Source organism: Paenibacillus sp. AK121, from assembly GCF_019042715.1.
Taxonomy (GTDB): Bacteria; Bacillota; Bacilli; order Paenibacillales; family Paenibacillaceae; genus Paenibacillus; species Paenibacillus polymyxa_C.
Window position 1 is genome coordinate 184,777 of record NZ_JAHPJM010000005.1, and the last position, 20,500, is coordinate 205,276.

A 20,500-nucleotide genomic window follows, 5' to 3' on the forward strand; every position below is an offset into this window, starting at 1 on the left:
ACGCATCCTAGGAGGACGAATTGATGAAAGCTGAAATCATTGCAGTAGGAACAGAGTTATTACTTGGACAAATAGTAAATACAAATGCCCAATATTTGTCACAAGAGCTAGCTACTATCGGAATTGATGTATATTTTCAGACTGTAGTTGGCGATAACATGGATCGACTTCAGGAAGCGGTACGTCTTGCTCAGAAGCGTGCGGATATTATTTTGTTTTCTGGTGGGCTGGGGCCAACTCAGGACGATTTGACAAAAGATGCGATAGCGGCTGTACTGGGGCGAAAATTGCAGATAGATCGTCTTGCCATGGACAAGCTGGATCAGTTTTTCCGTAACCGTGGGGTAGAAATGACCGAGAATAACCGCCGCCAGGCGCTTTCTATTGAAGGAGCCACTCCGCTTGAAAATGAGACGGGTTTAGCTATAGGGGATGCCATTGCACAGGACGGTAAATTTTATGTGGTTTTGCCCGGACCACCTAAGGAACTTAAACCTATGTTTGCAAATCATGCTAAACCATGGTTGCTTCAGCAGGCATTAAGCGGTGAGGAGATGCCGATTTATTCGAAAATGCTAAAATTCGCAGGGATCGGTGAGTCAGCTCTTGAAACGCGCTTGTTAGATCTGATCGAATCCCAGACGGACCCCACGATTGCTCCTTATGCCAAGGAAGGGGAAGTCACGATCCGTATATCCACCAAGGCGGCCAGTGAGAGTGAAGCTTTAATTAAGCTGACGGCTACGGAAGTACAAATTCAGCAGCGTCTTTCCGAATATATGTATGCAAGTGAGGATGTTACGCTGGAGAAGGTGATTGTAGATTTAATGGCCAAGCGCGGACTCACTGTGAGCGCAGCGGAAAGCTGTACAGGCGGTATGCTGATGGAACACATCACTTCTATACCTGGCAGTGCTGTTATGTTTCAAGGTGGCATCGTGTGTTATTCCAATGAAATGAAGATGAAATTGCTCAATGTGCCTTATGATTATTTGGAAGGGGATCATGCGCCAGGCGCAGTGAGTAAGGAAGTAGCCCTTGTGCTTGCAGAGCAGGCAAGAATGATTATGGACAGCGATTTCGGACTTTCTGTTACTGGTGTAGCTGGGCCCGGATATTCCGAGCGGAAGCCAGTCGGCCTGGTGTATATTGGTATTGCTGAGCGCGACAAGGAAACGGAAGTATATGAGCTGAATTTAAGTGGTAACCGTGAGACCATCCGTTTGCGATCCGTCAAAGCTATCCTGTACAGATTGTGGCGCCGATTGGTAGAGAACGAGAAACTCTCTTAATTATCGATGAGTTGTTTTAGATAGATATTCATGATATAATATTCTTATTCGGAAGAACCGTTGCAAAGCTTTTTGCCAGCGGTTCTTTTTTCGTTTTAAGAGAAAGGTATAATTATAGAAGAGAGCTGCGGGAAATAAAAAAAACGAATGTATGTTCGAAAAAATGCTTGGCAAGCGTGTCAAAACAAGGTATTATTAAAGTACAAACAATGAAGGATGTGAGTTTATTGTCAGATCGTCGTGCTGCGCTGGATATGGCGCTCCGTCAAATAGAAAAGCAATTTGGTAAAGGTTCCATTATGAAGTTGGGTGAGTCTACTCACATGCAAGTGGAAACAATCCCCAGTGGTTCGATTGCTTTGGATATTGCGTTAGGAACGGGCGGCTTTCCAAGAGGCCGGATTATTGAAGTATATGGACCGGAATCATCCGGTAAAACGACAGTAGCTCTTCATGCTATTGCAGAGGTGCAAAAAACAGGCGGACAAGCCGCCTTTATCGATGCCGAGCATGCGCTTGATCCGTCGTATGCGAGCAAGCTGGGTGTCAATATTGATGAGTTGTTACTATCGCAACCAGATACAGGTGAGCAGGCATTGGAGATTGCCGAAGCTCTTGTGCGTAGTGGGGCAGTGGACATTATCGTCGTTGACTCTGTAGCGGCACTTGTACCGAAGGCAGAGATTGAAGGCGAAATGGGAGATTCCCATGTCGGTCTTCAAGCGCGCTTGATGTCACAGGCATTGCGTAAGCTGTCTGGAGCCATTAATAAATCGAAAACCATTGCTATCTTTATCAACCAGCTCCGTGAAAAAGTAGGTGTTATGTTCGGTAACCCTGAAACTACACCGGGTGGACGTGCCTTGAAGTTTTACTCTACGGTACGTTTGGATGTTCGTCGTATCGAAAGCTTGAAAATGGGTAACGACATCGTGGGTAACCGTACACGTATTAAAGTCGTGAAGAATAAAGTCGCACCTCCTTTCCGTCAGGCTGAAGTGGATATTATGTACGGTGAGGGCATTTCCAAAGAAGGAAGCTTGATCGATATCGGTACGGAGCACGACATTGTCGACAAGAGCGGAGCATGGTATTCCTACGAAGGCGAGCGCCTTGGTCAGGGACGTGAGAATGCAAAGCAATTTTTGAAGGAAAATCCGAACATTGCTAGTACGATCGAGCAAAAAATCCGGGTGGCCAGTAATTTGATTACAACAATTGCTCCACCGACAGAAGAAGAGTTGGCGCAGGAGGCCAAGGAAGAACAGGAATTGCTGGAGCTTGAATAAAGCTTGCCTGAAACTTCGCTTCTGATCTGCCATGTGAACTGTAGCCTAGGGATTATGGTACAGTCCGTTTAAATAGCATGATTCTGATGCCCTGCACAGTTGTGCAGGGCATTTTTGCATCAAATAAAGTCTGCTTTGTCAGCAGAATCTAACTTTTGCGTAGCAGGTGATCGTAGGCTGCTTTCGTGAATTTCAAAGTGAGGGAAACATATTGCAGTTGGACGATAAAGATGAATACACTTCGGAAGAAAATAAACAGCAAGGGATTTCTCTTTTTCCAGATCATGAGGAATTGATGATTACTAGAGTGGAGCAGGGACAGGGACGCAAGCGTGGAAGATACATCATTCATTTTGGTCCATACTCACTGTCTGTCTTGGAAGATGTAATGATCAAGTACAACATGTTCAAAGGAACGTCATTCGTCAAAAAAGAACTAGAAGATATCGTTCTGGCAGATGAAAAACAACAGGCTTATGTACATGCGCTGCGCTATTTGGGGCAAAAGCCTCGTACACGTCAGGAAATTGCCCAGCGTTTAGCGCAAAAGGAAGTGGATCAGGCTGTTATTGATGAGATACTGGTACGATTGCAAAGGGAGAAGCTTGTAGATGATGATTTATACGCTCGTCAGTGGGCAAGACAGCGTATAACAAGCCAACGTAAGGGTAAGATGTGGATCAGGCAAGAACTTCGTCAGAAGGGCATCTCTAAAGCCTCTATCGGGGAAGCATTAGGTGAGATCACCGACAATGAGGAGTGGGAGAGTGCATTGTCGGTTGGACGTAAGAAATGGAATCAGGTACGTGGTGATATAATGGATAAAAAAAGGAAAACATTCCCATTTCTTATGAGACGCGGCTATTCAGGGGATATGACACGCCGCGTGGTTAATCATCTCAGTGCGGCCGAGCAAGACGGAGCATTCGAAGACGAGGAATTACTGCATTGGGAGGAATAAGTTGCAAAACGGTAGCTGAACCTTTGGCTAGATAAGCCGGTTATTATATGGACAGCTGCACGGTAGTCTACTAATGTTTGCATTCCCTTGACAATGCCATTTGTCAAATAATAAAATATATATGAAACGATATTTGTGGAGTGCCCTTTTTCCTTCCAAAAAAGCGGAACCCACAGTAAAGTTCTCATCGCCAAATAACAAGTGATGCCGCTATGCCAGGCGGAATTGTACGTGTGAAAGCATGTGCATATGAAATGAAGCGACCTTGTGTCGTTATCTTAGTTTGACGATCAAAGTAAATGTGACAATTTCAAAAAGTCCCAAGGAATGCCTTGGAGGAACCAACGGGGAGGTGAACAGTATGATGACTGCGATCTGGTTCGTTCTCGTTGCTGTAGCCGCGTTATTCTTTGGGTTCGGGATTGGTTATTTTATTCGCAAATCTATTGCAGAAGCTAAGATCTCCAGTGCGGAAGAGGCTGCCGCGCAAATCGTGGAGAACGCGAAAAAAGAGGCAGAAGCGCTGAAGAAGGAAACGGTATTGGAAGCGAAGGATGAAATTCACCGCATCCGTGCCGAAGCTGAAAAAGAAACTCGTGAACGTCGTAATGAAATTCAACGACAGGAACGAAGATTGCTGCAAAAAGAAGAATCGCTGGATAAAAAATTGGAATCGCTGGAACGCAAAGAAGAACAAGTGGCCAACAAAGAGAAACGAATCGATGAAACCCAGCAGCAAATTGATTTGATTTACAAGAGCCAGGTAACTGAGTTGGAGCGTATTTCTAATCTTACGATGGAGGATGCAAGAAGTATTATTCTGACCAACGTAGAGCAGGAAGTTCGTCATGAAACAGCTCAGATGATTAAGGAAATTGAACAGCAGGCCAAAGAAGAAGCGGATAAAAAGTCTCGTGAAATCATCACACTGGCCATCCAACGCTGTGCGGCAGATCATGTAGCAGAAACGACGGTTTCTGTTGTGACATTGCCGAATGAAGAAATGAAAGGCCGGATTATCGGACGCGAAGGCCGTAACATCCGTGCACTTGAAACCCTTACAGGAATCGACCTCATTATTGATGATACGCCGGAAGCTGTTATATTGTCCGGATTTGATCCGATTCGTAGAGAGATTGCGCGTACTGCACTCGAGAAGCTCGTAGCGGACGGACGGATACATCCGGCTCGTATTGAAGAGATGGTGGAAAAATCCCGTAAAGAGGTGGACGAACGAATCCGTGAGTATGGTGAACAGGCCACCTTTGAAGTGGGTGTGCATAGCTTGCATCCGGATTTGATCAAGATCTTGGGACGTCTTAAGTTCCGTACGAGTTATGGACAGAACGTATTGAAGCACTCGATGGAAGTTGCATACTTGACAGGTCTGATGGCCGGGGAACTGGGCGAGGACGTTGTACTGGCAAGACGAGCAGGTTTGCTGCATGACATCGGGAAGGCGCTGGATCACGAAGTGGAAGGATCACACGTTGAAATTGGCGTGGAGCTGGCGAAGAAGTACAAGGAACACCCGGTCGTTATCAACAGCATTGCTTCACATCACGGCGACTGCGAAGCGACTTCAGTGATCGCCATGCTGGTTGGAGCGGCAGATGCCCTATCAGCAGCAAGACCAGGAGCACGGCGTGAAACGCTAGAGACGTACATCCGTCGTCTTGAGAAGCTCGAACGCATCTCCGAATCTTTTGAAGGCGTTGAAAAATCATACGCAATTCAAGCTGGACGCGAGGTTCGTGTCATGGTACAGCCAGAGAAAATTGATGATGCGGAAGCATTCCGACTGGCTCGCGATATTACGAAAACGATTGAGAATGAACTGGATTATCCAGGACATATTAAGGTTACCGTTATTCGCGAGACTCGTGCGGTAGAATACGCAAAATAAAAGCATTTCAATGAAAAGTGGCCGCTGCTTGTAGGGCCACTTTTCATTATGTAAGGCAGACTAGGGAGGGTTTTCTATCAACGTATTATTTATTGGAGACATCGTCGGCAGTGTAGGCAGAAAGGCACTGAGGGAGAATCTCCCTTCGCTAAAATCAAAATACAACCCGCATGTTATTATCGTGAACGGAGAAAATGCAGCTTCGGGAAGAGGGATTACTCAAGCCATCGCTAGAGAGTTCTTTGATTGGGGCGTTCATGGGATTACGATGGGGAATCATACATGGGACAATAAGGAAATATTTGATTTTATAGATGATGAGCCGCGGATCATCCGTCCCGCTAACTTTCCACCAGGGACACCAGGCCGGGGTTATACTGTGGTAAAAGGTGGGGGGAAGGAACTAGCCATTGTTAATCTGCAAGGTAGAACCTTCTTGCCGGCTATTGACTGTCCATTTCGTGCAGCGGATGACATTGTAGACGAGCTCCGCAAAAAGCATAAACATATTCTAGTAGACTTTCACGCTGAAGCCACCTCCGAAAAAATTGCTATGGGTTGGCATCTGGATGGACGTGCATCCATAGTGGTAGGGACACATACACACGTACAAAGTAATGACGATACGATTTTGCCACAAGGAACTGCGTATCAGACAGATGCGGGAATGGTAGGTCCTTATGAGGGCGTGCTTGGTATGCAGAAAGAGGCTGTATTACAGAAATTTCAGACCCAGCTTCCGGTACGCTTTCAAGTGGACATGGGTAAATGGCACTTTCATGCCATCAGTGTAGAGCTCAATGATCACGATGGAAAAGCCCGCAAAATTGAGAAAATCAGGCTTAAAGAAGACGAATGGCGGATGGATTAACTTTGTTGTGAGCTACTTAAGGAAAGAATAAGGAAAACTGTCACCAAAAAGCAGGAATTTTTTGCTGACCCTCGAATAACATCTAATAGTGGAATCAAACCATCATCATTCCCAGGGGAGGTACTTACTATGGATGTATTAAAAGTATCAGCAAAATCCAATCCCAATTCAGTTGCAGGCGCACTCGCAGGAGTACTGCGTGAACGCGGAAATGCAGAATTACAGGCGATTGGAGCGGGTGCACTAAACCAAGCCATTAAAGCGGTAGCCATTGCCCGGGGATTTGTCGCACCAAGCGGAGTGGATTTGATTTGTATTCCTGCTTTTACAGACATTGTTATTGACGGAGAAGATCGGACTGCAATCAAATTGATTGTAGAACCAAGATAATAAATGGAAGTTGCCTGAGCCTGTTTACGTTTTGTAAACGGGCTTTTTTGCTTTGTGGTTTAGTTATTATGGTTTTCAAAATAAATTTGTGGGCTTTAATCCAATGGAGGTATGGTACATGAATGATAAGTTTGAAGCGAATTGGCCAGTTGTTGACCTGCACTGTGATGTGTTATGTAAAATGCAGCTCGATTCGCAGGTGGATTTCAGTCATTCATCGCTTGATGTCACAAAAGAGCGTTTGCTAGAAGGCAACGTAAGATTGCAAACGTTCGCTATTTATATATCACAGGTATTGGGCACGCCAAGATTTGAGCATGTGGTTCGTCAAATTGAACTGTTCAGGCAGCATGTTACCTCTAGCTCAGGCGGGTTAAAACCTCTACTGTGGAGAGAGGACTTGGCAGCACTCAAAAATACGTCCGCTGTACGTCAAGTGGAGCAAGTACAGCATACAGGCGTAGAGAAGCAAGCAGGGAAGATGACGAATGGGTATGAGAGTGGGACGAATCGTACAGAGCCAGCTTGGGCGTTACTCTCACTCGAAGGGGTAGATGCGCTGGAAGGAAATCCGTTTTATGCGGATGTATGCTATGCCATGGGAATACGATTGATCGGTCTGACATGGAATTATGCAAATTGGGCTGCTGACGGTATTATGGAGCTTAGAGAAGGCGGCTTGACCCGCAAGGGACGTGATTTGGTTCATCGCTGTAATAGTATGGGACTGCTGCTAGATGTATCACACTTGTCCGTACAAGGCTTTTGGGAAGTGATGGAGGAGGCGGCCTTGCCGCCCATCGCCTCGCATTCGAACGCCTTTGCGAAATGTGCTCATCCCCGCAACTTGCGAGATGAACAGATTCGGGCACTGATCGCCCGTAACGGACGAATTGGATTGACCTTTGTCACGATGTTTCTGAAAGAGCAGGGTACAGTGCACGCTGAGGACCTGCTACCGCACATTGATCACATTTGTTCATTAGGTGGCGAAAGACATTTGATGTTTGGCTCTGATTTTGATGGTATCGAGGCCCATGTGCGAGGACTGGAACACGCGGGGAAATATCCGGCTTTTGCAGAACTACTGTTGAAGCATTACTCTGAGGAGCTGGTCAAGGGATGGCTGGGAGAACATGCACTGGACTATTTGCGAACGAATCTGCCATCTAAAATGTCTTCTTAAAATAGCTTAATATAGCAGTTGCTTTCGGCTGAGCATTTTCTTGACAAAGCGAGAACGATTACGAAATAATTGGAGCATCCGAGGATTGCATGGGGCTAAAATAACGCTTTCCGAAATTGGACATACGTAGGAGCGAGTCTGACAGCACCATGCTATACCGCCATACTAGAGGGGAGCTCCGTTACATCATGTTGATAAAAAAGGTTACCTGGCTTGAACTCTTTTATGATTTATTGTTTGTAGCAGCTGTGTCCAAGGCGACTCATGTTTTACTACATGTTGAGCATGGCAGTGTTGGTTGGCATAATTTAGAGAAGTTTATTTTGATTTTTATTCCGATCTGGTGGGCATGGGTGGGGCAAACTGTCTATAACAATCGTTTTGGTCAAGACAGTATAACGCATCGAATGTTTATGATCCTGCAATTATTTTTTGTGTTAATCATGACTGCCAGCTTGAATGTAGATTTTGATGCGTACTATGCATCTTTTTTTGTTGGCTATATTGGTTTAAGAGGTTTGACTGTCGTTCAATATTTGCTTTCGGCCTCCAAAGAAACAGCTCATAAACAGGAAACAGCTCGATTTTTTGGAACCTATCTTTGGGTCGGTATAGTCATCTCTAGCTGCTCCCTTTTCTTCGACTCGTGGGTTCGATATTTGATTTTATATACTGGCATTGCGGTGGATATCCTCGTTCCTTTGATCGGTCGTAAAAAGCTGGTGATCACACCTATCCATACAGAGCATCTTTTGGAGCGATTTGCACAGTTTACTTTAATCCTGCTTGGAGAATCAGTGATAAGTATACTTTCTGTTTTACAATCCGATCATTTCACAGTCTCCTCCATTGTATTTGCTGCTTTGACATTTGTGCTAGTCATTGCAATCTGGTGGCAATATTTTGAGAATATAGAGAAGCGCGTAGACAAATCAAAACAAACAGCAGGACAGACTATTATTTATGGCCATTTGTTTATTTATCTTTCTCTTAGCATGCTTGCGGCTTCCATACAGCTCTTATTTTTGGGGCAAGCAGCCTATACTTTTGTACTTTGCTTTACTTTTGCTTCTGTTTTTATTTATTTTTTGTCAGTTTTGCTGGTATTCCATCAGTACAGATTAAGTCACCTTAAACCTCGTCTCAGAGTCATTCTTTTCTTAACTGGAATTCTCTGTGTCCTGTTTATTCTGAATATATTTATTGTAGTTCCTCATCTCATCGTAGCTGCGATCATGCTTTTCTTTCTCCTGTTTGCTAAAATGACGGTTTGATCCAAGTTTTATAGGGACGATATGTATGGCTGGTTAGGGCGAAAAAGGGAACTTTATGTGCTATCCTTTTCTTTCTTGTCGAAATAGGAGTATAATAGCATAGATGTGTAAAGTATTGTATAGAGAAAAAGGAGTGACCACACGATGACTAAAATCGTACCTGTCGGTGTTTCCGCCCGTCATATTCACCTGACTCAAGAGCATATTGAAATCTTGTTCGGAGCAGGCTATCAATTGACTGAATTTAAACCTTTGTCCCAACCAGGACAATTTGCTGCAAATGAAACGGTAGCTGTAATTGGTCCTAAGGGCCAATTTGATAAGGTTCGCATTTTGGGACCTGCTCGTCCCGCTTCTCAACTGGAAATCTCTCGGACAGATTCCTTTGCTATTGGTGTAAAGGCACCTGTACGCGAATCCGGTAGCATTGATGGTACACCAGGAATTACAGTAAAAGGACCAGCTGGTGAAGTGGAACTGCAAGAGGGCGTTATTGTAGCAGCCCGTCATATTCATTTCCATACATCTGATGCAGCTAAGTGGGACATTAAAGACAAGCAATTGCTGAAAGTACGTGTAGGCGGCGAACGTGGCCTTGTATTTGAAAATGTTCTTGCACGTGTGTCCGATTCTTTTGCTTTGGATATGCATATTGACACGGATGAAGCGAACGGAGCCGGTGTGAAAAACGGTGACACTGCTGAAATCGTAGACTAATACACGTATTTGATACACAAGTTGTAAAAGTCCGATTCTTGCAAAAGAGTCGGGCTTTTTTTATATGCTCTACATACACAAATCCTTACCTATAAACATAGAAAACTTTAGCATCACACTGCATCTGAATCGTATCCGGGGATGATCTATGGCTATGGCCTATAAATCATGCTATAATTTAGTGTAATGCCTTTTTCAAAGGTTTTTTTGGAGCTAAAATAAAATAACCAATGCCTAAAGATACAGTAAAATCACAAATGAGCTCGTGAAATAGATGGTGTAAGGAGTGACCAGGGAATGGCTAAGGAAACAAAAGATTACTCCAAATATTTTGATTTCTCGGATGCGAAGATTATTTCTGAAGATGAGCACAGCAAAAAGATTCGTATTCGTGGACGTGAAATCAACATTATGGCGGAGCCAAACCATAGGAAAGAAAAGCAGCGTGGTAAAGAGGACGTCCAGGTATTGTATGATAACGCAGTCCCGGACGAGCTAAAACATATCGGTGAGGGCAAGCATTATATCGTATATACATTCGGTTGCCAGATGAATGAGCATGATTCTGAAACCATCAAAGGCTTGCTGGAGCAAATGGGCTACCAGGCAACCGAGGATCGGAAGCAAGCAGATATCATTTTACTGAACACTTGCGCTATCCGTGAAAATGCAGAAGATAAAGTGTTTGGTGAGCTGGGTCACCTCAAGCATCTCAAAACAGAAAAGCCGGGACTGCTGCTCGGTGTGTGTGGCTGCATGTCGCAGGAAGAGAATGTTGTGAACCGGATTATGCAAAAACACGGTTTTGTTGATATGATCTTTGGTACCCATAATATTCATCGTTTGCCTCAGCTTGTCAAGGAAGCCCTCTTTAGCAAAGAAATGGTGGTTGAAGTGTGGTCCAAGGAGGGCGACATTATCGAAAACCTGCCGAAGAAGCGTGAGGGTATGCGGGCTTGGGTAAACATCATGTATGGCTGTGATAAGTTTTGCACTTATTGCATCGTTCCTTTCACACGTGGTAAGGAAAGAAGTCGTCGGCCAGAGGATGTTATTGCTGAGGTACGGGATTTGGCCCGTCAAGGATTTAAAGAGATTACCCTGCTGGGTCAGAATGTCAATGCCTATGGCAAGGATTTAAAAGATATGAATTACAGATTCGGGGATCTGATGGATGATATGCGCAAAATCAATATTCCGCGTGTACGTTTTACGACCTCACATCCGCGTGATTTTGACGACCATTTGGTTGAAGTGATTGGTAAGGGCGGCAATCTGGTGGAGCATATTCATCTGCCTGTACAATCCGGTAATACGGATATATTGAAGAAAATGAACCGAAAATATACTCGTGAGCGTGTTTTGGAGCTGGCAGCGAAGATAAAAGCGGCTGTTCCGCATGTTTCTCTGACAACAGATATTATCGTAGGTTTCCCGGGTGAAACAGACGAACAGTTCGAAGATACACTATCTCTGGTGCGTGAAGTGGGCTATGACTTTGCCTACACATTTATTTATTCACCACGTGAAGGCACGCCAGCGGCTTCGATGGAAGATAATGTGCCTATGTCGGTCAAAAAAGAGCGTCTCCGGCGTCTGAACATTGCTGTGAATCAAAACAGCCTACGCTTTAATAGTCGATTGCGTGGCGAGGTGGTTGAAGTGCTGGTGGAAGGCGAGAGTAAAAATGACAGTAAAGTGCTTGCTGGTCGGACTCGTTCCAATAAGCTGGTTCATTTTGAAGGTTCTAAGGACCTGATTGGTTCCTTTGTCCAAGTAAAAATTACAGAGCCTATGACCTTTTACATTAAAGGTGACTTGGTTCAAACGCCAGTAGCGGTTAACGGATAAAAAGAATAGTCTAGCGGGCTGCATGCGGTTTGATTAAAGGGCTGCGTGCAAGACCATCTAAGTGAAAAAAGGAGCGATGGACAATGACAGAGGAGCGGTTGCAACAAACAGAACTTCAATCGGCGGCGCGCCAGCATGATCATTTGGTCAATCGCGATATGATATTGGCAAAGGCCAAAGAGTTGGCGGGTATTCTGGGCAGCAGTGAGGAAGTACAGGTGTTTCGGAAAGCAGAAGAAAAGATTCAGGATCATGAGCGCATCCAGCAACTGATTGCAACGATGAAGAAGAAGCAAAAGGAAATCGTAGCATTTGAATCTTTAAAGAATCAAAAAATGATTGCCAAAATAGAGGCTGAACTTCAGGAGCTACAGGAAGAGCTTGACGGTATTCCAATTGTAACGGAGTTTCAGCAGAGCCAGGTGGAAATTAATGAGATGCTGCAAATGGTGATCACAGCCATCCGTGATACGGTTGCTGAAAAGGTGAACGTAGAAGAGGGAAAGACTACTTCCTCCTCGAATTGCAGTGACTAGAATAAGATTTATGGTGTGGAGGCTTAGCTTCCACGCCTTTTTTTCGAAAGCAATTACTCATTGTAAATGTTCATGAGATACCAAAAGAAATGCGACATCATAGATGGGATGAAAGCGAGGGAATTGTAAGTTGCGTAAGATGCTAGAGGGTGAAGAAAATACTTTTTGGGAGTACTTAGGATGTGAGCTGATTGCAGCTGATGCTAACGAGGCACATATCGCTTTGGAGGCTAAACAACACCATACCAATGTGATGGGGATTGTACATGGGGGGGTGCTCACAACATTGATGGATCAGGCGATGGGGATGGTCAGTATGGCTTCACGAAATATGGATTCATGTGTAACAACGAATCTTAACGTTCATTTCTTGTCAGCCATGAGACAAGGACGGCTGGAGGTTAAGGCACGGATTGTTCATCAGGCAGGCCGCACCATAACCACTCAGGCAGAAGTGAGGGATAGTGAAGGTACGCTCGGTTGTACAGCTACAGCAACCTTCCGAGTATTGCGTCAACAAGCAAGTGATTCAGGCAAGGCCTGACGCTTGACAAAATTTTTTATTATGTCATAATGAATTTATCAAAACGATATAATATGGTGATGCCAATGGATAGCAATCGTATAAACGAAGAGGCGCAGAAGGCGTCTTATAACATTAAGAAATACCGTACCCCGGATGGTGCTCCGGCGGATATCGTAATGTTTACTTTAACGAAGCGTGAGCGCAAGACAGTAACAAAAACATTGCCGATTCGTGAGCTGAAAGTAATGCTCATCAAGCGCCGTAGTTGGCCGTTTGCGGGACGCTGGGCGTTGCCTGGAGGGTTTTGCCAAGAAGATGAATCCATATATGGAGCGGCCAAGCGGGAACTGTTAGAGGAAACGGGTGTAGATGGCGGGCATCTGGAGTATTTGGGCGTATATAGTGGACCAGGTCGTGATCCGCGTGGGTGGATTATATCGCATGCGTTTTTTGCACTGGTAGAGGAATGGATGCTGGAGCAGCGCCAGGCGGCCGATGATGCTTCTGAGGTTGGGTTATTTACGATCAGAGAAGCGTTGGAGGAATTGGAGCTGGCGTTCGATCACCGGGATATCATAGTTGATGCTTATCGCAAAATTCAGTTGCAGATGCTTCAGACAACGATAGCCAAGCAGTTTTTACCGCCACATTTTACACTGGGTGAATTGTATCAGGTGATTCAGAGCGTCGTACCGGATTTCGAAGAGCCGAATTTTATTCGCAAAATAACATCGACTCGTAGCAGACAGGGAATACTGGAAGAGGTGCGGGATGAGAATGGCAAACCGCTCAGTTCCAATCAGTATTCACAAAGACCGGCCCAGTTGTATCGCTTTAGTGATAGAGTACCGCGTTTATCCATCTATACGTAACTTTTATTGGAATAGGTCACGCATAGAGCGTACAACCTCACTTTGATGATAAGGAGCTGACTGTACGATGAAGGCACTGATTGTTATTGATTACACGAAAGATTTTGTGGACGGTAGTCTGCCTGTGGGGCAACCTGCAATTGAGCTAGATGAACGGATCACAGCTATTACGCAGGCCTACGTGGATCAAGGGGACTTTGTTGTCATGGCTGTGGATTTACATGAGGAGAACGACCTCTATCACCCGGAGAGTAAGCTGTTTCCTCCACATAATATACGTGGAACCAACGGACGACAATTGTATGGTAAACTCCATAGCCTTTATAAGCAACAAAGTGATCGTATCTATTGGTTGGATAAAACACGGTACAGTGCTTTTGCTGGTACGGATCTGGAACTCAGGTTGCGCGAACGCGGGATTCTGGAAGTTCATTTGATTGGTGTGTGTACAGATATATGTGTGCTGCATACAGCTGTAGATGCTTACAACAAAGGTTTTGCTATTACCGTATACAAGGACGCTGTGGCGAGCTTTAATCAGGCGGGACATGATTGGGCTTTGGGCCATTTTGAGGGAAGTCTTGGAGCCACGGTGCGGTCGGCTGAAGATACGCTTTTGCTCCAGAAGAAGTAAAATAACTGAACGATTGTGCACCAATGTCCGATAACAAATTAGAGCCGGATATTGCTGAATCTGGGCAGATAAGACGGTATGCCGTCACCAATCCAGGGACAGTCAGAGAGGATGATACGATGAAGTCAACGAGCCTCGCATTACATACAGATAAATATCAGATTAATATGATGTACGCCCATTGGGTGAACGGAAGTCACCAACGTAAAGCTGTGTTCGAGGCGTATTTTCGTAAGCTTCCTTTTGGCAATGGATATGCCGTGTTTGCTGGTCTGGAACGCATTGTGAATTACATTTCAAACTTGCGGTTTACAGAAGAGGACATTCGCTATCTGTCAGAGCAGGAGGAAAAGTACGATCCCATGTTCATGGAGGCATTGCGCCAGTTTAAGTTTGGCGGAACGGTCCACTCGATGAAGGAAGGAGCGCTTGTTTTTCCGAATGAGCCTCTGGTACGTGTTGAAGGAACCATTATGGAAACGCAGCTTGTCGAGACGGCATTGTTGAATTTTATGAATTACCAGACACTCATTGCGACAAAAGCATCACGTATCAAACAGGTGGCAAGTGACGATACACTGCTCGAATTTGGCACACGACGTGCGCAGGAGGCAGATGCAGCTATTTGGGGAGCACGTGCTGCTTATGTTGCAGGTTTCGATGCGACTTCTAATATGCTGGCAGGCGAACACTTTGGGATTCCGACAAAAGGGACACATGCCCATTCATGGGTACAAACCTTTATGACGGAGCAAGAGGCGTTCGACGTGTATGCGAAGGTTTTACCAGATCAGGTTACGCTACTGGTAGATACCTTTGACACGCTGGAGAGCGGTGTTCCCCATGCGATTCGGACAGCAAAGATGCTGGAGAGTCAAGGAAAGCGTATGAATGCCATCCGTTTGGATAGCGGTGATTTGGCTTATCTATCTATTCAGGCACGGGAAATGCTGGATGCTGAAGGTTTGGATTACGTACAAATTGTAGCTTCCAACGATTTGGATGAAAATACGATTTTCAATCTAAAAGCCCAAGGGGCACGTATTGATGTGTGGGGTGTAGGAACACAGCTGATCACAGCTTCAGATCAACCTTCACTGGGTGGAGTGTACAAGCTGGTTGAGCGGGAAGTAGACGGTGAAATGCTGCCGACGATTAAAATCTCGGGTAACCCGGAAAAAGTATCTACACCAGGCAAAAAGGATGTATACCGTATTGTGGATAAGAAGAAAGGGAGAGCTGTAGCTGATTACATTTCTTTCCCGGATGAAGAACGTCCGCGTAATGGTAAGCGCCTGAAGCTGTTTAACCCTTTGCATCCATATATGAAGAAGTATGTAGAAAATTACGAAGCTGTACCGATGCTTGAACCTATTTTTGTAAATGGGCAGAAGGTATACGAGCTTCCTGAACTGGATGAAATTCGTGCCTATCATGCATCACAGTTGAAACTGTTTTGGCCAGAATATTTGCGGAAGCTGAACCCTGAAATTTATCGCGTAAATCTTAGTGAGAAGGTATGGGAGCTGAAGCAAAAGCTGATTGACAGCTACATGCAGCCCGAAGTTGAAGAAAAGGAATAATGTGAAGAGGCACCTCATCTATGTATGGGGTGCCTTTTTTGTATCTACAATGTGTAAATAGGAGCTTATTTATAAATTTCTCTCATTACATGACGCAGCTCAGGGACAATAATGCGTTCCATTGCCAAACGAACGGCTCCGCGGGAGCCAGGCATAGAAAACACAGCTGTCTGGCCCACAGTGCCCGCTACAGCCCGGCTTAATATAGCTGCTGATCCAATGTCCTCAGCAAAGCTTAAGTAACGGAAGATTTCTCCAAACCCAGGTAATTCCTTATCCAGTAGAGAGGAGACGGCTTCATATGTAGTATCACGCGGAGAGATGCCAGTACCACCTGTTAAAAGTATAGCCTCGATGTCCTCATGTGCCGCAGCTTCGGCTACCAACTGCCGGATTCCTTCATAGTCGTCCTTGACGATAACATATCGAACAACCTTGTACCCATTCGTTTCTAGTAGTTCCTTGAGCAGTCGTCCCCCAGTATCGGTTTCCATGGTACGTGTATCCGAGACGGTCACGACCATGCAGTTAACCTGTTGCGGAGATTCCTGTCGGTGCTCCTCTACAGATGTTATATTCATTACAATGTTCACTCCTTGATCAGTGGTTAAGCATACTCTTTTTTTACAATAGAGGAATGACAGACTGGATGCAAGTCAGAAACGAAGGCTAAAAAGTTATGTGATTAATATCCTTGCGCTTACACCTTGGAATATAGTACACTTCCTTACATAAGTCGGGATTTTCTGGGTTTATTTTGTTGAAAGCGCGAACATCAAATGATTAATTTCAAGGTTCAGCGGGTAATAGTACAGCAGGATCAACAACTGGGAGGTAATGTATTATGAATCATTCATACCAAAAATGCGTGGATGCTTGCCTGGAATGTATGAACGCTTGCAATGTATGCTATGTAGCAAGTTTGAAGGAATATGATCTAGCTATGCTGCGTGAATGTATTCGAGTGAGCAGGGAATGCGCAGAGATATGTGGGTTTGCTGCTCAAATGTTGCAGCGCGGAACGGATTTTGCCGAGGAAATCTGTGAGCTATGTGCCAAAGCCTGTGAGGTATGTGCTGCTGAATGCAGCAAGCATTCCCATAATCATTGCAAACATTGTGCAGAAGCCTGCCGTCATTGTGTTGAGGCCTGTCGCCAATTGGTGGCAGTGTAATTACATATACAGAACTAGTCCCTGAAGAGGGAATAAAAGGTTGCTTTCTACTAAATAGGTTTGTATAATGGTGGGAATTAACGTCAAGGAACGGGAGAGTAGCAACGGAACCGTATCATTACAGCGAGCCGGAAAAGGTGGAAGCCGGTATGAAATCCGATGTGAAGCGCACCCGGGAGACGGTTGATCCAACGATAAGAGCTTCTAGTAGATCAGCCCGGCAGACACCGTTATTTGTCAATGGAGTGAAATCGCGATTTTGTGTAAGCTAGCTTTAGCTATACAACCGATTTACGAAGAGTGGTACCGCGGGATATCGAAGTTCTCGTCTCTTGATTATATCAAGAGGCGAGGGCTTTTTTTGTTAGATCTTATAAAAAGAAGGAGAGAGGAACATGGTGTTGATGATTGCTACCCAAGCTATTGTAGCTCATACGGGCTTGGAGGAGAAAGAAGTTTTATCTTTATTCGAGGTGCCTCCGCAGCCTGAATGGGGAGATGTGGCGTTTCCCTGTTTTGTGCTGGCTAAAAAATTTCGAAAGTCTCCACAGCATATTGCAATGGAATTGGCAGAGTTAGTAAGCCGTGAAGCGGGTCTAACTGCTTCAGCATCGGGTGCCTATGTAAATATTATATTGGATCGATCTGCTCATATTCCATCGATGCTTGCTGAATTGAGCAAGGCTGAGTTTCTCAAGCCCAATATCGGATATGGACAGCGAGTAGTGATTGATATGTCCTCGCCTAATATTGCCAAACCATTTGGTATCGGTCATCTTCGCTCTACTGTTATTGGTGCCGCCTTGTATCGCATACTTGGTGAAACCGGATATGTGCCGATTAGTGTGAATCATCTAGGGGATTGGGGAACACAATTTGGCAAGCAAATTGCGGCCTATAAAAGATGGGGCAATGAGGAGCAGCTACAACATGATCCGATCGGGGAATCGTTGAAGCTATATGTCCGTTTTCATCAGGAGGCCGAGCATGATCCGTCTTTGGAGGATGAAGGCCGCGAGTGGTTCCGACGTTTGGAGCAAGGGGATACTGAAGCTCAACAACTGTGGGAGTTTTTTGTTGAAGTCAGTCTGGGAGAATTTGACCGTATGTACCAACGTCTTAACATTTCGTTTGACCATGTGTTGGGGGAAAGTTTTTACAATAATAAGATGCAGGCAGTTGTTGCCCAATTAAGAGCAAAAGGACTGCTGGAAGAAAGTGATGGAGCACTTGTGGTTCGTCTGGAAGACGAGCAACTGCCGCCGTGTCTTATTTTGAAAAAAGATGGGACTACCATTTATCCCACCCGTGATCTGGCAACAGCGATTTATCGTCATGAAGTGATGAAGGCTGATCGCCTGCTGTATGTCGTTGGCGGGGAACAGAAGTTACATTTCCAACAGGTATTTGCGGTGCTGAAGCATGCAGGGGAGATATGGGCCGAGCAATGTGAGCATGTACCGTTTGGTTTAATGCGGTTTGCAGGCAAAAAAATGTCCACAAGACGCGGCAAGGTGGTGAAACTGGAGGAAGTGCTGGATGAAGCTGTAGCGCGTGCTCAAGCCATCATTACGGAGAAAAATCCCAATTTGCCGGAACAACAGGCAATAGCTGAAGACGTTGGCATCGGAGCGATTATTTTTGGCGATTTAAAAAATAACCGTCTGAATGAAGTGGATTTTTCGTTAGAGGAGGCACTGACCTTTGAAGGTGAGACTGGCCCTTATGTGCAGTATACTCATGCGCGCATACGCAGTCTTTTGGAGAAAGCTCGCGCCCGCTCTGATGTTGAGTCTAATTCCAGTGACAACGTCCTTGCCCAAGACGGGCATTCTCCTGATTTGAATATCGTTTCGGATGAAATGCTGGGTGACGCAGGCTGGGCGCTGCTTAAGCAGTTGGATCGCTATCACGGGCAGCTAATACGTGCTGCTAGGCAACTGGAACCTTCGGTTATTGCGAGATTTGCATTAGATACAGCACAAGCGTTCAACCGTTTTTATACTAAGGAAAGGATTGTCGATGGTGGACAGTGGCGCATTCAGTTGGCGGAACAGACCGCGGATATGCTGGCAAGTACACTGCGACTTCTTGGACTGAAAGCCCCTAACCGGATGTAAGCTACCACAAGTGGGTATTTTTGTTAGGTACGCTGCTGCTTTTGCTAGCTAAATTACTGCGAGTCAGCTCTTTTTCTCTAAAAGGTGCTGCAAAAGGAAAACTGTCATAGACACTTTTGGATTTGCATGGAGATGGTGAGCAGAAAAGAGCAAGACGGGTTACACTATTCGCAGGGTATTCCATTGTTTTGCAACCAATTTGTGCATATTTGAAACATTTGATGGTTTTATTGCGTCCGTAAGTATAGAAGCAAAGTAAACATGGAGGTGTATCTCATGATTAAACATAAAAGCGTGGCAGCTGCGCTGCTTGTCGTCTGTTCATTGGCTGTGGCTACGTCGGCTTCTGCTTTTCGTGATATAAAGGGAGCTGAGCAGGAGAAGATCGTAAGTTCACTTCAGGACAAAGGAATTATTCAAGGGATAACCAAGGATAAATTTGCACCAGATCAAACACTCACGTATGCACAAGGAGTACACTTGGTTGTTCGTGCGATGGATCTTCAGGTTATGCCTGATTTCACAACGGGCTCCTTTGCAAACATTCCGGCTTCCGCATGGTATGCCGATTCCTACCGGATTGCAGTCCAGCACCAAATCCCTCTGTCACCGGATATTGATCCGAGCACCCGTATGACAAGGGAACAATTCGCGAATATTCTGTATAAAGCCGTGAGTGCAACGGGTGAATATCCTACGGTCCGTATGTTCATTAATGTAGCAGATGGCAAAAAATTGGACCAAGAGTCGAACGAAGCAGTGCAATTTCTCCTGTTGACCAAAATTGCAAAATTGGACGAGGAGAGCAACTTTAACCCGGATCGTAAAGTAACACGGATGGAGGCAGCAGAAATGGTCTACCATGCATCCGAGTTTGTACAAAGTCATAAACCGGTGCAAGCCACTCCGGAAAATCCAGCTGAGCCTGTAGATCCGGTCCAACAAACCAATATTAGTATGAACATAGAGAAGGCGAATGATCAGCAGAACAAAGTGACCATCACCCGTCTGCAGGCACCTAATCCAGGTTACGGCATTGAAGTGGATCACATCGACTACGTAGATGATACGAATGCAGTCATTTACTACAAGCTGACTAGTCCAAAACCGGGGGAAATGAATATTCAAGTCATTACGGATACCCACACCAGTACATTGGTAGACAGTAAGTATAAGGTTACGCTCAAAGCAGTCGATGGAACTGTGCTTCCGCCCACGGGAACAGGCACGTCTGTAGCTAAATAAAACTTTAAGCCATATGTCAATATATAAAATAAAGCCAGCGAGTTCCCCCATAAGAATGGAGACCGCTGGCTTT

19 protein-coding genes and 1 other annotated feature are annotated in these 20,500 nt (G+C 45.1%); of the genes, 18 read left to right on the plus strand and 1 reads right to left on the minus strand.

Features of this window, described 5'->3' with window-relative positions; genetic code table 11:
- Positions 1-23: 23 nt before the first annotated feature.
- The 15 genes from KSP24_RS11495 to KSP24_RS11565 all read left to right on the plus strand — a co-directional run bounded on the left by KSP24_RS11495 (position 24) and on the right by KSP24_RS11565 (position 15,888).
- Positions 24-1,292, plus strand: coding sequence for a competence/damage-inducible protein A (locus KSP24_RS11495; protein WP_058710513.1), 1,269 nt, complete (start codon positions 24-26; stop codon positions 1,290-1,292).
- 227 nt (positions 1,293-1,519) lie between these two features.
- Complete coding sequence (recA, locus tag KSP24_RS11500) at positions 1,520-2,581, plus strand: recombinase RecA (protein WP_025679773.1); 1,062 nt, start codon at positions 1,520-1,522, stop codon at positions 2,579-2,581.
- A gap of 211 nt (positions 2,582-2,792) precedes the next feature.
- Entirely contained in the window at positions 2,793-3,542 is a 750-nt protein-coding gene (locus KSP24_RS11505; protein WP_058829500.1) for a regulatory protein RecX, read from the plus strand.
- A 361-nt stretch (positions 3,543-3,903) separates the two neighbouring features.
- Positions 3,904-5,448, plus strand: coding sequence for a ribonuclease Y (rny, locus tag KSP24_RS11510; RefSeq protein ID WP_013309958.1), 1,545 nt, complete (start codon positions 3,904-3,906; stop codon positions 5,446-5,448).
- A gap of 76 nt (positions 5,449-5,524) precedes the next feature.
- The gene (locus KSP24_RS11515; RefSeq protein WP_058710511.1) at positions 5,525-6,319 is read left to right on the plus strand and encodes a TIGR00282 family metallophosphoesterase; all 795 of its coding nucleotides are present in this window, start codon (positions 5,525-5,527) and stop codon (positions 6,317-6,319) included.
- A gap of 129 nt (positions 6,320-6,448) precedes the next feature.
- Positions 6,449-6,709, plus strand: coding sequence for a stage V sporulation protein S (locus KSP24_RS11520; RefSeq protein ID WP_007430104.1), 261 nt, complete (start codon positions 6,449-6,451; stop codon positions 6,707-6,709).
- A gap of 118 nt (positions 6,710-6,827) precedes the next feature.
- Positions 6,828-7,895, plus strand: a complete 1,068-nt coding sequence (locus KSP24_RS11525) for a dipeptidase (RefSeq protein ID WP_129549119.1) — start codon at positions 6,828-6,830, stop codon at positions 7,893-7,895.
- Between the two features lie 188 nt (positions 7,896-8,083).
- Positions 8,084-9,169 carry a low temperature requirement protein A gene (locus KSP24_RS11530; RefSeq protein WP_216975164.1) on the plus strand — a complete coding sequence of 362 codons (1,086 nt, stop codon included), beginning with the start codon at positions 8,084-8,086 and terminating at the stop codon, positions 9,167-9,169.
- Positions 9,170-9,313: 144 nt separating this feature from the next.
- Entirely contained in the window at positions 9,314-9,886 is a 573-nt protein-coding gene (pduL, locus tag KSP24_RS11535; protein WP_016821010.1) for a phosphate propanoyltransferase, read from the plus strand.
- A 297-nt stretch (positions 9,887-10,183) separates the two neighbouring features.
- Positions 10,184-11,737, plus strand: coding sequence for a tRNA (N6-isopentenyl adenosine(37)-C2)-methylthiotransferase MiaB (miaB, locus tag KSP24_RS11540; RefSeq protein ID WP_216975165.1), 1,554 nt, complete (start codon positions 10,184-10,186; stop codon positions 11,735-11,737).
- Between the two features lie 83 nt (positions 11,738-11,820).
- Positions 11,821-12,273, plus strand: coding sequence for a YlbF/YmcA family competence regulator (locus tag KSP24_RS11545; RefSeq protein WP_064963087.1), 453 nt, complete (start codon positions 11,821-11,823; stop codon positions 12,271-12,273).
- A gap of 139 nt (positions 12,274-12,412) precedes the next feature.
- On the plus strand, positions 12,413-12,817 hold the full coding sequence (locus KSP24_RS11550; protein WP_064963226.1) for a PaaI family thioesterase: 405 nt from the start codon (positions 12,413-12,415) through the stop codon (positions 12,815-12,817).
- Between the two features lie 65 nt (positions 12,818-12,882).
- Positions 12,883-13,671 carry an NUDIX domain-containing protein gene (locus KSP24_RS11555; protein ID WP_013370763.1) on the plus strand — a complete coding sequence of 263 codons (789 nt, stop codon included), beginning with the start codon at positions 12,883-12,885 and terminating at the stop codon, positions 13,669-13,671.
- Positions 13,672-13,738: 67 nt separating this feature from the next.
- The gene (locus tag KSP24_RS11560; protein WP_025679786.1) at positions 13,739-14,305 is read left to right on the plus strand and encodes a cysteine hydrolase family protein; all 567 of its coding nucleotides are present in this window, start codon (positions 13,739-13,741) and stop codon (positions 14,303-14,305) included.
- 119 nt (positions 14,306-14,424) lie between these two features.
- The gene (locus tag KSP24_RS11565; protein WP_025679787.1) at positions 14,425-15,888 is read left to right on the plus strand and encodes a nicotinate phosphoribosyltransferase; all 1,464 of its coding nucleotides are present in this window, start codon (positions 14,425-14,427) and stop codon (positions 15,886-15,888) included.
- 65 nt (positions 15,889-15,953) lie between these two features.
- Here the strand turns inward: KSP24_RS11565 and KSP24_RS11570 are convergent, their stop codons facing one another.
- Positions 15,954-16,469 carry a MogA/MoaB family molybdenum cofactor biosynthesis protein gene (locus tag KSP24_RS11570; protein ID WP_025679788.1) on the minus strand — a complete coding sequence of 172 codons (516 nt, stop codon included), beginning with the start codon at positions 16,467-16,469 and terminating at the stop codon, positions 15,954-15,956.
- Between the two features lie 263 nt (positions 16,470-16,732).
- Between KSP24_RS11570 and KSP24_RS11575 the strand changes: the two genes are divergently transcribed.
- From KSP24_RS11575 to KSP24_RS11585, 3 genes are all read left to right on the plus strand, one after another.
- The gene (locus KSP24_RS11575; protein WP_016821017.1) at positions 16,733-17,062 is read left to right on the plus strand and encodes a four-helix bundle copper-binding protein; all 330 of its coding nucleotides are present in this window, start codon (positions 16,733-16,735) and stop codon (positions 17,060-17,062) included.
- A gap of 77 nt (positions 17,063-17,139) precedes the next feature.
- Positions 17,140-17,398: a binding site (T-box leader), on the plus strand.
- A 59-nt stretch (positions 17,399-17,457) separates the two neighbouring features.
- Positions 17,458-19,182 (plus strand): arginine--tRNA ligase, encoded by a 1,725-nt coding sequence (gene argS, locus KSP24_RS11580; RefSeq protein WP_216975166.1) that lies wholly within the window; start codon positions 17,458-17,460, stop codon positions 19,180-19,182.
- A gap of 276 nt (positions 19,183-19,458) precedes the next feature.
- On the plus strand, positions 19,459-20,427 hold the full coding sequence (locus KSP24_RS11585) for an S-layer homology domain-containing protein (protein WP_216975167.1): 969 nt from the start codon (positions 19,459-19,461) through the stop codon (positions 20,425-20,427).
- Positions 20,428-20,500: the final 73 nt, after the last annotated feature.

Bases quoted from the DNA above. Each gene is read 5' to 3' on its own strand.
- KSP24_RS11545 (WP_064963087.1), top strand. From the start codon at position 11,821: ATGACAGAGGAGCGGTTGCAACAAACAGAACTTCAATCGGCGGCGCGC.
- KSP24_RS11530 (WP_216975164.1), top strand. From the start codon at position 8,084: ATGTTGATAAAAAAGGTTACCTGGCTTGAACTCTTTTATGATTTATTG.
- KSP24_RS11555 (WP_013370763.1), top strand. From the start codon at position 12,883: ATGGATAGCAATCGTATAAACGAAGAGGCGCAGAAGGCGTCTTATAAC.
- KSP24_RS11495 (WP_058710513.1), top strand. From the start codon at position 24: ATGAAAGCTGAAATCATTGCAGTAGGAACAGAGTTATTACTTGGACAA.
- rny (WP_013309958.1), top strand. From the start codon at position 3,904: ATGATGACTGCGATCTGGTTCGTTCTCGTTGCTGTAGCCGCGTTATTC.
- KSP24_RS11550 (WP_064963226.1), top strand. From the start codon at position 12,413: ATGCTAGAGGGTGAAGAAAATACTTTTTGGGAGTACTTAGGATGTGAG.
- KSP24_RS11560 (WP_025679786.1), top strand. From the start codon at position 13,739: ATGAAGGCACTGATTGTTATTGATTACACGAAAGATTTTGTGGACGGT.
- KSP24_RS11570 (WP_025679788.1), bottom strand. From the start codon at position 16,469: ATGAATATAACATCTGTAGAGGAGCACCGACAGGAATCTCCGCAACAG.
- miaB (WP_216975165.1), top strand. From the start codon at position 10,184: ATGGCTAAGGAAACAAAAGATTACTCCAAATATTTTGATTTCTCGGAT.
- pduL (WP_016821010.1), top strand. From the start codon at position 9,314: ATGACTAAAATCGTACCTGTCGGTGTTTCCGCCCGTCATATTCACCTG.
- KSP24_RS11520 (WP_007430104.1), top strand. From the start codon at position 6,449: ATGGATGTATTAAAAGTATCAGCAAAATCCAATCCCAATTCAGTTGCA.
- KSP24_RS11565 (WP_025679787.1), top strand. From the start codon at position 14,425: ATGAAGTCAACGAGCCTCGCATTACATACAGATAAATATCAGATTAAT.
- KSP24_RS11585 (WP_216975167.1), top strand. From the start codon at position 19,459: ATGATTAAACATAAAAGCGTGGCAGCTGCGCTGCTTGTCGTCTGTTCA.
- KSP24_RS11575 (WP_016821017.1), top strand. From the start codon at position 16,733: ATGAATCATTCATACCAAAAATGCGTGGATGCTTGCCTGGAATGTATG.
- argS (WP_216975166.1), top strand. From the start codon at position 17,458: ATGGTGTTGATGATTGCTACCCAAGCTATTGTAGCTCATACGGGCTTG.
- KSP24_RS11525 (WP_129549119.1), top strand. From the start codon at position 6,828: ATGAATGATAAGTTTGAAGCGAATTGGCCAGTTGTTGACCTGCACTGT.